General features: G+C 37.6%; 12 protein-coding genes. 8 read left to right on the top strand and 4 right to left on the bottom strand.

Annotation, left to right across the window (positions count from 1 at the left end):
- Positions 1 to 22: 22 nt before the first annotated feature.
- Together RM552_RS02075 and RM552_RS02070 are read left to right on the top strand one after the other, a co-directional pair.
- Positions 23 to 1,822, top strand: coding sequence for an ABC transporter transmembrane domain-containing protein (locus RM552_RS02075; protein WP_311367137.1), 1,800 nt, complete (start codon positions 23 to 25; stop codon positions 1,820 to 1,822).
- Positions 1,823 to 1,906: 84 nt separating this feature from the next.
- The gene (locus tag RM552_RS02070) at positions 1,907 to 2,821 is read left to right on the top strand and encodes a hypothetical protein (RefSeq protein WP_311367136.1); all 915 of its coding nucleotides are present in this window, start codon (positions 1,907 to 1,909) and stop codon (positions 2,819 to 2,821) included.
- Positions 2,822 to 2,832: 11 nt separating this feature from the next.
- Here RM552_RS02070 and RM552_RS02065 read toward each other — a convergent pair whose 3' ends face one another.
- Positions 2,833 to 3,852, bottom strand: coding sequence for an NAD-dependent epimerase (locus RM552_RS02065; RefSeq protein WP_311367135.1), 1,020 nt, complete (start codon positions 3,850 to 3,852; stop codon positions 2,833 to 2,835).
- Positions 3,853 to 4,150: 298 nt separating this feature from the next.
- On the opposite strand from RM552_RS02065, the gene RM552_RS02060 reads away from it, so the two are divergent.
- Genes RM552_RS02060 through RM552_RS02045 form a run of 4 tightly spaced genes read left to right on the top strand, consistent with a single transcriptional unit; the run spans position 4,151 to position 7,030 of the window.
- Positions 4,151 to 4,825, top strand: a complete 675-nt coding sequence (locus RM552_RS02060) for a hypothetical protein (RefSeq protein WP_311367134.1) — start codon at positions 4,151 to 4,153, stop codon at positions 4,823 to 4,825.
- 40 nt (positions 4,826 to 4,865) lie between these two features.
- Positions 4,866 to 5,057: a hypothetical protein gene (locus RM552_RS02055; protein WP_311367133.1), complete on the top strand. Its 192-nt coding sequence runs from the start codon at positions 4,866 to 4,868 to the stop codon at positions 5,055 to 5,057.
- Positions 5,058 to 5,915 (top strand): HprK-related kinase A, encoded by an 858-nt coding sequence (locus RM552_RS02050; RefSeq protein WP_311367132.1) that lies wholly within the window; start codon positions 5,058 to 5,060, stop codon positions 5,913 to 5,915.
- Positions 5,912 to 7,030, top strand: coding sequence for a nucleotidyltransferase family protein (locus RM552_RS02045; protein WP_311367131.1), 1,119 nt, complete (start codon positions 5,912 to 5,914; stop codon positions 7,028 to 7,030). Before RM552_RS02050 ends, RM552_RS02045 begins: the two co-directional genes overlap by 4 nt.
- A 7-nt stretch (positions 7,031 to 7,037) precedes the next feature.
- Here RM552_RS02045 and RM552_RS02040 read toward each other — a convergent pair whose 3' ends face one another.
- Positions 7,038 to 7,862, bottom strand: a complete 825-nt coding sequence (locus RM552_RS02040) for a S1 family peptidase (RefSeq protein ID WP_311367130.1) — start codon at positions 7,860 to 7,862, stop codon at positions 7,038 to 7,040.
- Between the two features lie 617 nt (positions 7,863 to 8,479).
- On the opposite strand from RM552_RS02040, the gene RM552_RS02035 reads away from it, so the two are divergent.
- Both RM552_RS02035 and RM552_RS02030 read left to right on the top strand, forming a co-directional pair.
- The gene (locus RM552_RS02035; protein ID WP_311367129.1) at positions 8,480 to 9,370 is read left to right on the top strand and encodes a PEP-CTERM/exosortase system-associated acyltransferase; all 891 of its coding nucleotides are present in this window, start codon (positions 8,480 to 8,482) and stop codon (positions 9,368 to 9,370) included.
- A gap of 231 nt (positions 9,371 to 9,601) precedes the next feature.
- Complete coding sequence (locus RM552_RS02030; protein WP_311367128.1) at positions 9,602 to 10,456, top strand: ThiF family adenylyltransferase; 855 nt, start codon at positions 9,602 to 9,604, stop codon at positions 10,454 to 10,456.
- A 117-nt stretch (positions 10,457 to 10,573) separates the two neighbouring features.
- On the opposite strand, the gene RM552_RS02025 is transcribed toward RM552_RS02030, so the two are convergent.
- Positions 10,574 to 13,138, bottom strand: coding sequence for a tetratricopeptide repeat protein (locus tag RM552_RS02025; protein WP_311367127.1), 2,565 nt, complete (start codon positions 13,136 to 13,138; stop codon positions 10,574 to 10,576).
- Between the two features lie 121 nt (positions 13,139 to 13,259).
- Complete coding sequence (pepA, locus tag RM552_RS02020) at positions 13,260 to 14,075, bottom strand: flocculation-associated PEP-CTERM protein PepA (RefSeq protein ID WP_311367126.1); 816 nt, start codon at positions 14,073 to 14,075, stop codon at positions 13,260 to 13,262.
- Between the last annotated feature and the right edge of the window lie 105 nt (positions 14,076 to 14,180).

Here is a 14,180-nt window from a genome sequence, read left to right as displayed (position 1 = left end):
TAGCAACTTTCAAATAGGAAGTATGGTCATTAAACAGTCTTACACAAGCCGACAAATATTAAGCTGGTTATTTTCGCATTTAGCCCCTTATAAAAAACAAGTTTTTATTGCACTCACCGCTTTATTACTTAGCTCTTTAGCATGGTTACTATTGGGTCAAGGCATCAAACATGTGATTGACCAAGGTTTTGTTGCTGAGAATACAGACACTCTGCAACAAGCTTTGATTGTTGTTCTAGGCGTTGTGCTATTAGGGAGTGTTGCTACTTATTTCCGATTTTATTGGATGGTTTGGCTAGGCGAAAGAGTCTGCGCAGATATTCGATCAGATTTGTTTAGCCATCTTGTTAAATTGACACCGTCGTTTTTTGAAAACACGCGTACCGGCGAAATTATTTCTCGTTTTACCAGCGATACAACATTACTACAGTCAATTGTGGGCACAGGAATATCAATGGCTTTACGATCCCTTGTGATGTTTGTTGGCGCCTTAGTATTAATGCTATTTACTTCACCAAAACTTACATTATTTGTCTTTATTGCGGTACCCCTTATCCTTTTGCCCATAAAAGTCTTTGGTAATAGGGTGAGAAACCACAGCAAACTTAGTCAAGATAAAGTCGCCAAAGTTGGCGGTATGATTGACGAAAGCCTTCACGAAATACATACAGTACAAGCATACAATCATCAACATATTAGTAGCCAATTATTCTCATCAAAAGTAGAAGATGTTATGCAACAAGCAAAAAAGCGCATTCATTTTAGAGCGCTTTTAATCTCGGTTGTGATGCTTATCAGTTTATCTGCTATTTTTGCGGTTGCTTTTGTGGGCGCAAAAATGGTGTTAAACGACACTATAAGTGCCGGAGAGTTAACAGCCTTTGTATTTTATGCCGTACTAGCTGGTGGTGCGATAGCGACGATCAGCGAAGTCATAGGCGAACTCCAAAAAGCTGCCGGTGCTTCTGAACGAATCTTACAATTAATGGAACAACAACCTGATATTAAAGATGACGGAAGTGTAGTATTAAATGCTACTGCGCAAACAAACGACCCAAGCATTATCCTCTCACTAGACAGTGTAACATTCAGTTATCCCACTGCACATGAAGAGGACCACAAGCATGCTAAACAAGCAACTAAAGTAATCGATAATGTTTCTTTACAAGTAAAACAAGGTCAAACCGTCGCCATAGTCGGCCATAGCGGTGCAGGAAAATCGACCTTGTTTCAGTTATTACAACGCTTTTATGATATCAACTCTGGAAACATTGCGATATTTGGAACCGCTATTAAAGAGATCAAGATCGACAGTGTTAGAGAGCAATTTGCATTGGTCCCACAAGATGCTGTGATATTTGCTGATACTGTGATCGAAAATATACGTTTCTCTAACCCTAGGGCGAGTTTAGAAGATGTTCAACGAGCGGCTAAATTAGCATTTGCCGACGAATTTATTCAACAACTTCCTAGTGGATACGACAGCGAGCTGGGTGAAAGAGGCGTTAAATTAAGTGGTGGTCAAAAGCAACGCATTGCAATAGCAAGAGCCATCGCTGCTGAACGCCCTATTCTACTGTTAGACGAGGCCACAAGCGCTCTTGATGCAAAAAGTGAACGCTATGTAAAAAAAGCACTAGAATCTTTAATGCAATCAAAAACAACGCTCATTATTGCGCACCGTTTGTCTACAGTAGTCAATGCCGATCTGATTATTGTGTTAGAACAAGGCCAGGTGATCGCAACAGGTCGCCACAAAGAGTTGTATGATAACAACGAGGTATACAAAAGCTTTGTCGATTTGCAATTAGTGAACGAATAAACTGACTTGCTAAGCTTTTCTAGGCCTTTTTTATTTTCTTAACTTGCCGATAAAAGTACTAGGTCGTAATCAAATAAAAAAATTATGCATCAACTCAGCCAACTACATATTGAAGCTGCAAGAAATTCAAGCGATGATTTCAATCTGTTTCACGATAAAAACCGGTGGCGCATGGTGCCTAATAATCCCTTTGGCGGACCAATAGCATTGGGTTTTCAGTTAGGGTGTTATATTGAAACTCAAATCGACGCAATGCGAAGCAATGCGCAAATCGAAAATTCCCGACGAACTTCATTTCCATTTAGCGCCTATGAACTTAGTTTTGCTGGCACTGTGTGCCCTAACGATATTATTAGCTTGAATGTAAAACCCACAAAAACCAAACAGACTAATGAAGGTCTTGTACAAAGCAATCGTTTGCTATTAATGAGCAAAAAGGATAATCAAAGAAATAAACCCGTTATTATTGGCAGCAAAAAAGAATACGAAAAAATGCCACATATCATCGAGGGTGATTTTCCTTCATTTACAGACATTAAAACCGTGGATGACCGAAGTTTTATTGCCAATAGCCAATATTTTTTAAAACATAAATATATGATTGTGGGTAACGCAAAAAACTTTTTGACGAGTGCCTTCGCTGAACAATCAGATTACATAGACGAATTCGAAGATAAAGTGAATTTTCCGGAAATGTACCCATTGGGTTTGTTGTCTTCAGCACTGCTTGAGAGAGCTAAAGCAGATGAATATGATTTACGCAAAAACCCAATGATATTTGTTAGTCATCAATTGATCATCAACAAATCACAGTTAGCTAAATTACGTAGTAACGACCGCTTAGATATTTTGGTTAGTGAACAGTTGCCAATCGCTAATAATGAACAAAAAAAGCTACATTACTGTTTAGCATATGCAAATGACAAATCACCACTTTTTCAAGCGCGAGTCGAACTTATGCCTCTCAAATCGTTGCTTGATAACCAAGCTAGAAACTAGTCCCCTTGCAATTACTTGTCAGAATAAAATGCCTTGTACCACGCCACAAACTCTCCAATTCCTTGTTCAAGGCTAGTATTGGGACGGTAATCCACTGCTTTGACTAAAGATTCTACATCTGCATAAGTATCAGGAACATCGCCAGGTTGCATTGGCAATAGGTTTTTTTCAGCTGTTTTTCCTAAGGCTTTTTCAATTGTCTCAATAAATGTTAGCAAGTGCACGGGCGTTTGTGCGCCTATATTATATATCCGCCAAGGTGCTTTACTGGTACTTGAATTTGGTGTTTTGGCGTCCCAGCTTTCGTCACTTGTTGCTGTATGTAAGGTCGTCTGAATCACACCTTCAACAATATCGTCTATATATGTGAAATCACGACGATGTTCGCCATAATTGTACACGTCAATCGGATTACCTTCGCTGATAGCCTTTGTAAATTTGAATGGTGCCATATCGGGTCTTCCCCATGGACCATAAACAGTAAAAAACCTTAAGCCTGTAGTCGCTAATCCATAAAGATGACTGTAGGTATGAGCCATTAACTCGTTAGCTTTTTTGCTCGCTGCGTATAACGATACAGGATGATCAACATTGTCCTCAACCGAAAATGGCATAGATTCGTTGGCACCATAAACCGAGCTACTAGAGGCGTAACAAAGATGTTGAACTGCATTGTGTCGGCAGCCTTCCAAAATATTTACAAAACCGACTAAGTTTGAATCCACATATGCATGCGGGTTAGTAATAGAAAATCTCACGCCCGCCTGAGCCGCCAGGTGTATGACTCGATCAAACTTATGCGTTTCGAACAAATCTTGCATTTTTTGTCTATCTGCAATATCCAGCTTGATAAAATTAAATTGCTCAGCGTTTTTATGAGAGTTTATCCAATCAATTCTCGCTTCTTTTAACTCAGTAGAGTAATAATCATTAATATTGTCGATGCCAACGACAACCATACCCTTTTCCAGAAGTTTTATTGCTGTATGCGCACCAATAAAACCAGCCGCACCTGTTACCAATACTTTCATAATTTTCCTAAAATATCCTCATCGGTTCATTGTAGCTAATTTATGAAAACAATTATATTTGAATCTTCGACTTTCCAAATAAGCTAATATTCAGTACAATTGTCGCAATAAAGTAACAGTTTGATTTTTATCAAAGCAAAAAGCGAGAATTAAGTAAGTGTCAGAATACTTTACACTCACAAATGCTAGTAAAAATCTTATTAGAAAAAACATGTGTAATCAGCAACTTAAATTTAGGCATAATTATTGCAAAATGAAATTTAAGTTTGTGTAAATGAAGTAAAAGGTTTGCTCTAAAATGGAAATAGAAAACAATAACACCGACAAAAAGCAAGGAAATAGCCGCCGTGGTTTCATTAAAAAGGCGTCGTTAGCAGCAGGGGTATCAATATTACCAGCAAGTAATGTTTGGGGCACAACATGTAACGCATCAGGCGTTTCAGGCGGCTCTACCTCGCCTACTACGAGTTGTTCAGTTGCATCGTACTACGGTGGACACAAACATAACTCATGGAGAAAGTTTTTAAAAACTAGCCCCAATAACAATCATAAAAAAGCACTCGCAGGAATGATTAGCGGTGTAAGCTACGAAGACAAGTTTAATACAGGGGTCAGTAAAGTAGATTTTTATTACCCTCGCCTCAAAGCCTTTATTGAGTCAAAAACAATTCGAATTGTTGGTGGCGGTATGATACCGAGCAAAACAATGTCTGTTAGCAGTGCCATCAAAAGTAATAACCGCTTAGAACGCGACTTGGCCTGTACCTACTTAAATGGTTTATTTGGTATGAACCAAGGATTAAGTCACGAGTTTTCTGGGAACGATGGCCTTGGGCTGTTAGTCGAACACATTTGGGGTTCAGCGCATGTTGGGAGTTTAAGTCAGGCACAAAATGCGATGACTAACAGTTTTAATAACAACAAAACATGTACTTATACGACATTTAAAGACTGCATAAGAGACTATATTTAAGTTTATGCAACAACGCTTACTTATTGAAAGGCTGACAGACATGTCAGCCTTTGTTGTTTTTGACAAACACAATTGGCATACTTATGTCATTCAAGTCGAACATTTAATACAAGAAATGCATAAGCTCGATATTCAATATAACCAAGAATCATTTGCAGCGCTTGATATCACTGAACAAGAGCAAATCTTGTTGGCTACTGGCCTCGTTAAATCCAAACAAAGTTTGGCATAAATGCTAATAGACTGTGGACTTTATACATATCGATTTTCGGGAGTCATAGGGGCATTAAAACCTGAATTATCATTACTCTATCCTAATTCATTTATTGAAGAATCTACCAATCACAAGCACATACCTACTTTTGATATTCACATAGAATATACGAGTGCATTGCGAAGGTTCATAAGAAGACAACTAGTATTAAATGTAGAAGGTCAACAGCCTTTTCACCCTATCCCACCTCATAAACTTTTACCTTCTATTGAATGGTCAATGAATTGGTGTGCGGCTAGTTATGACCACACAAGATTACTTATACATTGCAGTGTGGTAGTAAAAAACGGAAAAGCGATTTTATTCCCTGCAAAATCTGGGTCTGGTAAATCGACTACTGCTACATTTTTAAGCTTAAACGGTTGGAGTTTGTATTCTGACGAAATGGCGATTATTGATTTAGAGAGTGCTAAAGTATTACCCGTATTTAGGCCATCATCTTTAAAAAATCAATCGATTGACATAATAAAACCTTTAGTAAAAGAACAACAAATGAGTCACGTTACTAAAGGAACACACAAAGGTGATATAGCGCATGTTCGCACTCAAACAAGAATCGAATATGACCAGTTGATGCCAGCAGAAATAGTTGGCATCGTATTTTTAGATTTTGGTCTTGGACAAAGTTTGAGGACTTATGAAATTGAAAAATCAGTCGCCTTTGCCAAACTTATCGCCAACGCATTTAATTACAGTGTATTGGGTGAGTCAGCATTTAAGGCTTTAGCCAAGATAGTAAATGAATCTATAGCTATAGAAAGTTCTTATTCTAATATGAATGATATAGCACTCTTATTGGAAGAGTTAATCGTATGAACAACGCGATTAGCAAATCAACATTTTTGTCATGTTTAACGAAGGGACTCACCGAAGACCATTCGTTAATCAACAACGAACAAACAATAGATGCTTTTTTGCGGAACATATTAAAAGCCCAATTGCACGGTTTTGTGAGTCAAAAACTTACATTATCCCAAATGAGTAAGCTACCTAAGGCATTTGCTTTACATATGCGGTCTGTACAACAGTTTTCATTCGCCCAACAAACGCAAACTCAACTAGCATGCACACAGCTTGCGGATGCACTTCTTCATTCCGGTATAAAGGTTACCTTACTAAAAGGCGCTGCATATATATTAGGTGAAAAGCAAAACGCCTTAGGGCGATTGATTTCTGATATCGACATCTTAGTCCCTAAATTAAAAATGCCGCAACTAGAAGCTTTTTTGAAAGACAATGGCTGGCAAGCGGTTGTTTTAGAAGACTATGACGAAAAATACTATCGCGAATGGTCTCATGAACTCCCACCGTATACACATTTAGAAAGTGGCGTAACACTCGATATTCATCATACTCTAATACCCGAGTCGTCTGGTAAAATCATTAATGTGGATTTACTGTTTGAAAATAGCACGCAGATGGCAGCCAATTTGTTTGTTCCTGATAACTGTCATTTAGTGCTTCATAGCGCTATTCATTTGCTGCTAAACGACGATATTGAAAAAGGTTTAAGAGACTGTTTTGACCTTCATTTGCTATTAACTGAAATTGCGAAACAAGACAAAACCACTGATCTCGTGGAATTGTTTATTCAATCAAATTGTGAAAGAGAGCTCGTGATATTGTTAAATTTGCTAACTCACTTATTTGATAAAGATACACAACCTTATTGCAAATTGATGAGTGATAAAATAGCGCAGCTTACACCGTTTGAAAAAATCAAAGTCACTTGCTTATATCACGCTATTTTTCCTCAATCCCGCTACTTAGAAAATTCAACAAATTCTTTAGCGCGATTTTATGTATACACGAGTGGGCATTTAAGCAAAATGCCATTACCGAAGTTTATAAAACATATCACATATAAAACATATCGAGGAATTGTGAAAAAGCTCCTTGGCGCTCATGTATTCGCAAAAAGCCCTCAATAATATTCAGTCATAGGGTAATATTGTTTTTCTTCGCCAACGCTTTTACATGTTTAACAGGGATAGCATAACTGATACCACTTGGATTAGTTAATGCGGCTTCTTTTCCGGCAGAAACAAACACCTTATTGAGCACAGCGAATACTTCACCTGTTTTACGATTAAAAACTGGGCTACCACTATTGCCAGGAAACGCCGTTATATCTAGCTGGTAGATTAAAAAAGGGACTTTTAAGCGCTTTAGCATCTTTATCGTAAGTTCGTCAGCATTACGAGCTGGGTTAACATCGGGAGCTTTGGCTGCCACTATTCCGGTATGTGTTGCTGGATAAAGACCTAAAACAGCACCAATTGGAAAACCTGTCATAAAAACTTCTGACCCATCGTCAATTAGCTCATTATTAGCAAGGCTAACCGCAGGTAAAGTATCCTGAATAGCCAAAATTGCCAAATCATGAACCGGATCAATACCAATTAATTCCATTTTATGAGTTTTTGGTAAACGACCTTCACCCGATAAAGCTACAAAATATTGCACAATAGTTGTGTCTAACTCCGTCGACACAACGTGGTAATTTGTCACAATATACTTGCCATTTCCAACTACAAATCCTGTTCCCAATATCTTAGGCGCATTAGATTGAATTGGCGTAAACAAGCCAATCCCAACAATAGATGGTTTATTCTGTTTTACTTGTATTGATAAGTCTGGCAAATCATGGCTGTTTGCTTGCAAGCTTATTGACAGTAATAAAACGGTAAAAATGAAATAAGAAAAGTTAACACCTTTTAGAAGGGAAAACAGCAAAGACTGTCGCGGCAATAAGCTCATCATTTTTTTCCTTTATAATGAATGATTTGTCTATTTTGCAATAAATTTATACAAAACAACACACTGAATAGTGCATGATTTTATATGTTGAAATAGTAAAACATATGAAATTTATGAAAGCAAACCTTGAAGGCGTAAAGGCCTGTCGAGCATATTCAATAAATTAGTTATAGGGTGAGGCTTTATTATCTTGTCGTGTCATTTAGCGAAACCCTTCATGTTTTATACCTAACACAACAGGATCGACTTAAAGGTATTTAATAAAATACCATAATCTTCATTTATGTACTATTTTCTTCCCATTTTTCACGTCTATTTGTAAGACATGTCTTACATCACAAAAATATATAATGAGCAAAAATAAAATTAGACTAAAGCATGAATTAAGCGAATATTTACAAAATTTAATAAAAAAGTGCTTTACTTTAAGTAGCTTGTGAATAATATAGTAATGGAAACTGACACACACCCGTAGCATTTTTGCGACACTGTTTCAAATAAGATACAAATCTAAGCACTATTATATCTTCGGTTTCCAATTTTATACCTTTACCGTATTTACAATACTTCGCTTTACTAAAGGCGCCGTATAATAGAATTGAGAAGCTTAGGAGAACACCATGTTAGATGGCCAGACAATCCCGATGGAAAACAGTGAATCGATACCGTTTGAGGGTCTGAGCGACAATAGGGTTTTTGAAAAAAATATTGCAGAGCAGGCCAAAGCAGACCGTCGTGCGGCTAAAATTAGACGATACGAGCGCGCTAGAGCACATGCTAATCATTTCCAACAAGAAGCTGATTGGGTGTTTGAACACTTTACTGAACACTTTACAGCTGTTTTAGCTCACAGCAAAGCTGAACTTGAGAGTGCGTTTCGTATTCGTCACGAAGTTTTTTGTGAAGAAATAAAAATATTTGAAGGTAACGAAACGGGTCTAGAACGAGATAGCTATGACGACTTTGCAGAACAATGCCTAATTCAGCATAAACGTTCCAATGATTACTCCGGTTGTGTCAGGTTGATTATGCCAGAGAAAGAGGGGCAAATACTGCCAATAGAAAAACAAGGCTTACAACATATTGACCGTGCAGACTTGTTACCAAGTAATTTCAAGCGTTCAGAAATAGCAGAAGTATCTAGAATCCTAATCCCAAAAGTATTTAGAAAAAGAAAAATCGATAAAGCTGCTTGCGCCGCAAATACAGGAATCAATATCGACTTGTATGATGAAAACGACATTCGTTGTTTTCCTTTTATCGCTGTGGGTTTGTATATGGCATGTACCGCTATGTTTATCAATCGCGGCAAAAAGCATGTTTATTTTATGGCAGATCCAAGATTAGGTAAGAGCATGCAAGTTGTTGGGTTGACGATGACACAAATTGGTCCTGAATTCGAATATGTCGGGCGTCGTGTGCCCTACTATATTAACAGCGATGATTTTATGCAAAACTTAAAACCTTCTTTCCGGTTTATGCTCGATGAGTTTATGAAAACTATTCGCTAACAAATAAACCTTGTCCCAAAAAGCCAGTTCTGAAAAATCTGGCTTTTTTGTTATCTTAAATAAACTCATCAGCAGCCGATATTAGAATAGTGGTAATATGGCAATTCTAAATGGACTCAATAGCATACATGTATATAGATTAAAAACGTCGCCACTTGCTAAAATACGTTGTTATAAGCGTCTTAATATAATTTAATAGTGCTAGCTTTCTAATCCTTTTGAGGAGTATAAATGTTCGACTATGATACAGCTTTTTCGCGGAATGTTGGTTGGATAACTGAATCTGAAAAAGACATCATTAAAAATACTAAGATTGCTATTGCAGGTTTAGGTGGTGCAGGTGGAGAGCATGCATTAACTCTAGCCCGCATGGGCTTTCAACACTTCCATTTTGCCGATTTCGATGAATTTGAAATTCATAACTTTAATCGACAGGCAGGTGCATTCACCGATACAGTAGAAAGGCCAAAATGCAAAGTTATGGCCGAAATGGTCAAGAAAATCAATCCTAATATTACGGTAAAACAGTTTAACGACGGCGTTAATGATGAGAATGTTGACGAGTTTTTTGAAGGTGTAGATATATATGTCGATGGCATAGACTTTTTTGCCCTACATGCAAGGTTATCTGTGTATAGAAAAGCTGAAGAGAAAGGCATACCCAACTTACTTGCAGCACCATTTGGTATGGGTGCAGCAATGGCAATATTTACACCTGAGAGCATGCCATTTGAACAATATTACAGGTTTAACGATGCAAAAACAGATGATGAAAAGTTTATTAAATTACTGATAGGCTTAGGTCCAGCCCTTTTACAAAAGAGCTATTTGGTTGATGAAAGCACAGCCGACTTTAAAGAAAAGAAAGGTCCTTCAACGCCTATGGCAATTAAACTCTGTTCTGGCATGTTGGTGACTAATGTATTGAAACTCGTGCTAAAAAGAGGTGAAGTAATCGTCGCCCCTAAGGTCCAACAATTTGATGCTTACAAAAATAAGTTTGTTGTCTCTAACTCTCGGTGGGGCACAAGAGGCCCTTTACAGCGCTTGAAGTTTAAGATTGCTAAAGCAAAAGTGCTTAAATAATTAGCATGTAAGAGCTCGTCAATGATACCCAAATGATTGCAAACCGACACTTAACACAAATCGTTTGGCTCTCATAAAAATTCACTAGGATGCCGTGAAAAGCCTTAAACCCCTTCACTATTCCAATATCGAATTATAGGTCGCCTGCACATTTTGGTTATCGGGTGCAATGTTACGAGCTTGTTCTATGAGTTCTATTGCTTCTTGGTTTTTTCCTTCATCATTAAAAATGACCCAAGCTAAATTGGTTAGCGCAAAGATATTATTCGCGTCTATTGACAACACTTGTCTATAAAGGTCTTTAGCTTTTGCAGTATCAACATTCCCCGCAAGCAAAAGTTTCAAACCTATATGGTTTGGCTCCTTGATCAAATGAGAATTAATTAACTGAGACGCGCGATCTTTTTCACCAAGTTGGAAATATAATTCGCTCAGTAACATCAAACTTTCTGGATCTTGATAGTTTTGGTAGTTTTTGCTCCAAATCTCACTTGCTGTCTTTATTTTCCCTGAGTTTCTCTGTGCCAAACCAAGAATTCTGCCAGGCTCTGGTGAATCAACATTTTGCAATCCTTCCAGTAAAGTAATGGCTTCAGAATTATTACCACTTGTTACATATTGCCAAGCCAACTGGTTTTTTGCTGGTAAAAATGCAGGATATTTACGTATCACACCCTTTAAAATATCAAGTACAAGATTTTGGTCAACAGAGGCCTTGAATAACCTTGCATATCGGGGGTAAAGCTTTATATCTTGCAATTCTAATTTACTCAACTCTGATAGCTGCATGTTTACGGCGTCAATATCACCTAACGCTAGGTAATTTTCAGCGCTTAATAGCACAATTTGAGAAGACAGTTGGGGAAACTTAGGTTTTCCCTCTTGTAAGAGTTTGATGGACTTTTGGTTATTATCAATTTCACGGAAATACTCTGACAAATAAATTAATGACAATCCATTTGTTTCGTAGTCTTCATATATGCTTTCGATAAAAACATCATCTCCACTCTTAACGATTTGATTTAGCGCCGCATATTGAGACAGGTAATTAAATGAATAAGGCATTAACGTTAACGCTTTTTCACTTAAGGCATGCGCCGCTTTATAATTTTTCTGAGCAAATTCAATATTAACTTGACGACTATAAAATACTGGATGGATGGTCACAGTGAGCCCTTTATCTAGGGTTGCGTTGGCCTTTGCATATTGGCCATCACGCACTAGTAGATCTGAGTAAAGTAAAACATCCATAAATGCATAATTACTTTCATTTAGCCATTTTTCAGCGATACTTATCGCTTGAGTAAGCTTACCTTCATTCACTAACTTGCTCGTATGTAATACCTTTGCTTTGTCGTAGGCTAAACTATCTACTGAGCCTTTATTTTCTACAATATCTTTTGCCAAAGAAAACATTTCGCTGGAATCTTCTATCGAGACAGCAGCTTGTTTTACTGCCAAATCAAATGCTACTTTGGTATCAGGTGAGTTTGTTGATAAATCCCTCAAAGTTGAAGCTAATTCCTCGGTGTTACCGCTATCTCTGTAACCGCCAAGAAGCGAATTAATTTTTTTAATATCACTGAGTTCTTGTATAACTTTGTCTGCTGGTTGTAAAACACTATCCTTGTCGGCACCAACACGCGCTTTTGCATAATTTAAAATCAATGAATATTCTGAATATTCTTGCATATTTGACAAAGCACGCTCTAAGTTACTAATTGCCTGCTCATAATTATTAAGATTATAATTAATTAATCCGGCTACTAAGTGATTATTCCGAGTATTAAAACCATACTGAATAGATCTTTCGATGTGTACTTTTGCTAAAGGTAAATTGTCTTGCATTAGAGCGATTTTAGCCATTTGTTGATTTGCAAGAGGCTGGTTTGGAAACTTGCTTAGAATATCTTTTAATTCAAGGTTCGCCCTATCTACTTTTTCTTGCAATATCAGTGTGTTAATGAAAGAAAGATAAGCAATGTGATGGTTTGGTCTTAATGATAAATATCGTTCTAAATAAGATTCTGCGACTGAATATTCTTTCAGAAAAGAGAAATGATCAGCTGCAATAGACTGAAAAATCGCACTTGAATCATTACTATTTTGTTCAAAAAAGGATTTAAGCGCTGTTGAGCCCTCGTTTGTAAAGGTATCTATCATTGCCTTACCTAGACTAGCATATTGGCTATCAGGATCAGTAAATATACTGCTAATATCTAAAGCGATAACTTCTTCATTAGATAGTGTTTTTAATTTAGTCAGGAAAGTAAGAAGACTAAGCCGCTTGCTAGGTGATTCAATATTGTTGTCGCTGAGTAAAGAAGCTGCTTCCTCGTATGTTCCCAAAAAATATTGAGCTTCAAGAACATCATCAAGTGACAACTCTAGAATATCTTTTTTAGGGTTATCAATTCTGTTCCATTGATTAATCGCCTCGGTGTAGTTGCCTCCGCCCACTAAGGAACGAACCAAAAACGACCTCGCGATAGCAGAATCTGGATTTTTTGCTAGAAAGTTTTTAGCAGTAATTTCTAGCTGACTAAATGCACTTTCTTCGACTAAGCGCTTTGCGCTTTCAGTAAACTCTTCTTCAGATTGCTGAGTCGAGCAAGCAACTAAAAAAAGAGAAAACAAAACAATTGAGATAGGAATTAAATTGAATCGGCGATTTAAACGCATTTACTTATAACTTATGTGATTGTACTTGCTAATTAATATAGCATAAAGACTAAGTTATTGTGTATTACAAAAACAAAAAAGCAGTGCTTAAGCACTGCTTTTCAAAACTCGCTTTCAGATATTACTTAGCTCTACGAGATAAGCACAGACCTAATATACCAAGACCTAAAATAGCAGTAGTCGTTGGAGAAGGTACGAAAGTTACGTCAGCTTGTGATGTGAACTCTTGGATTTGACCAGTAGCAAGTGAACCGAAGTCTACTTCACTGAAAAGGTCAGAGATGTTTCCATCAGAGAACACCATGTCGTAGAAAGGCTGAGGCTCTATGAAGAATGACGAACCAGCAGCAGTCAACTCAAAAGTGTCACTACCAACGAAGAATGAAGAAGAACCTGCACCAACGTTAGTTCCACCAGTTAAATCTGTTGTGAAACCAAGAAGTACGTCTGTTCCACTTCCAACGATTGTTGCTTCAACATCGCCTGCAATGTTTTGAGCAAACGTTACGCCATCAGCGTTAAATGCGCCAACTTGGTCAGTATTCGAATCGTTATCCCAGTCAGCATAAACTTCGATGTCACCAGTAAAGTTACCTAGGTCGAACAAGTTCCCGCCAAGTGCAGAAGGCATGAATGAACCTACTACATCAACGATTGCATACAAATCATAATCAATGTTAAGACCAGAGAAAGCATCTGGAACGCCAGAGAAACCTGTAAAGTCTAAAACGATTGAAGCAGAAAACACGCCTGGTGCTTTAAGTGCGATACCTTCAACATAAGTACCAGCAATTTCGTTCGCTACGAAAGTGTTGCCTGCACCTGGAGTTGGATCTGCAGAAGTATCAACAGTGAATGGTAGGCCAGAGGCGCTAGCAGTAGCTGCAGAAGCTGCAAAAGCGATTGCACATAAGCTTTTTGCTAATAATTTTTTCATTTTTTTTCCTTAAAATGTTTGTTGTCACGAGTACATCGATAACAAAGCAAACAGCGGGCCAACTTTTCAAGATATTGTTTTAAATGGATTTTATGCCAAACGATA

It is taken from the genome of Glaciecola petra (assembly GCF_031846345.1).
Classification (GTDB): Bacteria; Pseudomonadota; Gammaproteobacteria; order Enterobacterales; family Alteromonadaceae; genus Glaciecola; species Glaciecola petra.
This window is presented reverse-complemented; position numbering and strand designations above follow the sequence as displayed.

Excerpts from the sequence above, each read along its gene's own strand:
- pepA (WP_311367126.1), bottom strand. The coding sequence starts at position 14,075 with ATGAAAAAATTATTAGCAAAAAGCTTATGTGCAATCGCTTTTGCAGCT.
- RM552_RS02040 (WP_311367130.1), bottom strand. The coding sequence starts at position 7,862 with ATGATGAGCTTATTGCCGCGACAGTCTTTGCTGTTTTCCCTTCTAAAA.
- RM552_RS02030 (WP_311367128.1), top strand. The coding sequence starts at position 9,602 with ATGTTCGACTATGATACAGCTTTTTCGCGGAATGTTGGTTGGATAACT.
- RM552_RS02050 (WP_311367132.1), top strand. The coding sequence starts at position 5,058 with ATGCTAATAGACTGTGGACTTTATACATATCGATTTTCGGGAGTCATA.
- RM552_RS02075 (WP_311367137.1), top strand. The coding sequence starts at position 23 with ATGGTCATTAAACAGTCTTACACAAGCCGACAAATATTAAGCTGGTTA.
- RM552_RS02065 (WP_311367135.1), bottom strand. The coding sequence starts at position 3,852 with ATGAAAGTATTGGTAACAGGTGCGGCTGGTTTTATTGGTGCGCATACA.
- RM552_RS02025 (WP_311367127.1), bottom strand. The coding sequence starts at position 13,138 with ATGCGTTTAAATCGCCGATTCAATTTAATTCCTATCTCAATTGTTTTG.
- RM552_RS02045 (WP_311367131.1), top strand. The coding sequence starts at position 5,912 with ATGAACAACGCGATTAGCAAATCAACATTTTTGTCATGTTTAACGAAG.
- RM552_RS02035 (WP_311367129.1), top strand. The coding sequence starts at position 8,480 with ATGTTAGATGGCCAGACAATCCCGATGGAAAACAGTGAATCGATACCG.
- RM552_RS02060 (WP_311367134.1), top strand. The coding sequence starts at position 4,151 with ATGGAAATAGAAAACAATAACACCGACAAAAAGCAAGGAAATAGCCGC.
- RM552_RS02070 (WP_311367136.1), top strand. The coding sequence starts at position 1,907 with ATGCATCAACTCAGCCAACTACATATTGAAGCTGCAAGAAATTCAAGC.
- RM552_RS02055 (WP_311367133.1), top strand. The coding sequence starts at position 4,866 with ATGTCAGCCTTTGTTGTTTTTGACAAACACAATTGGCATACTTATGTC.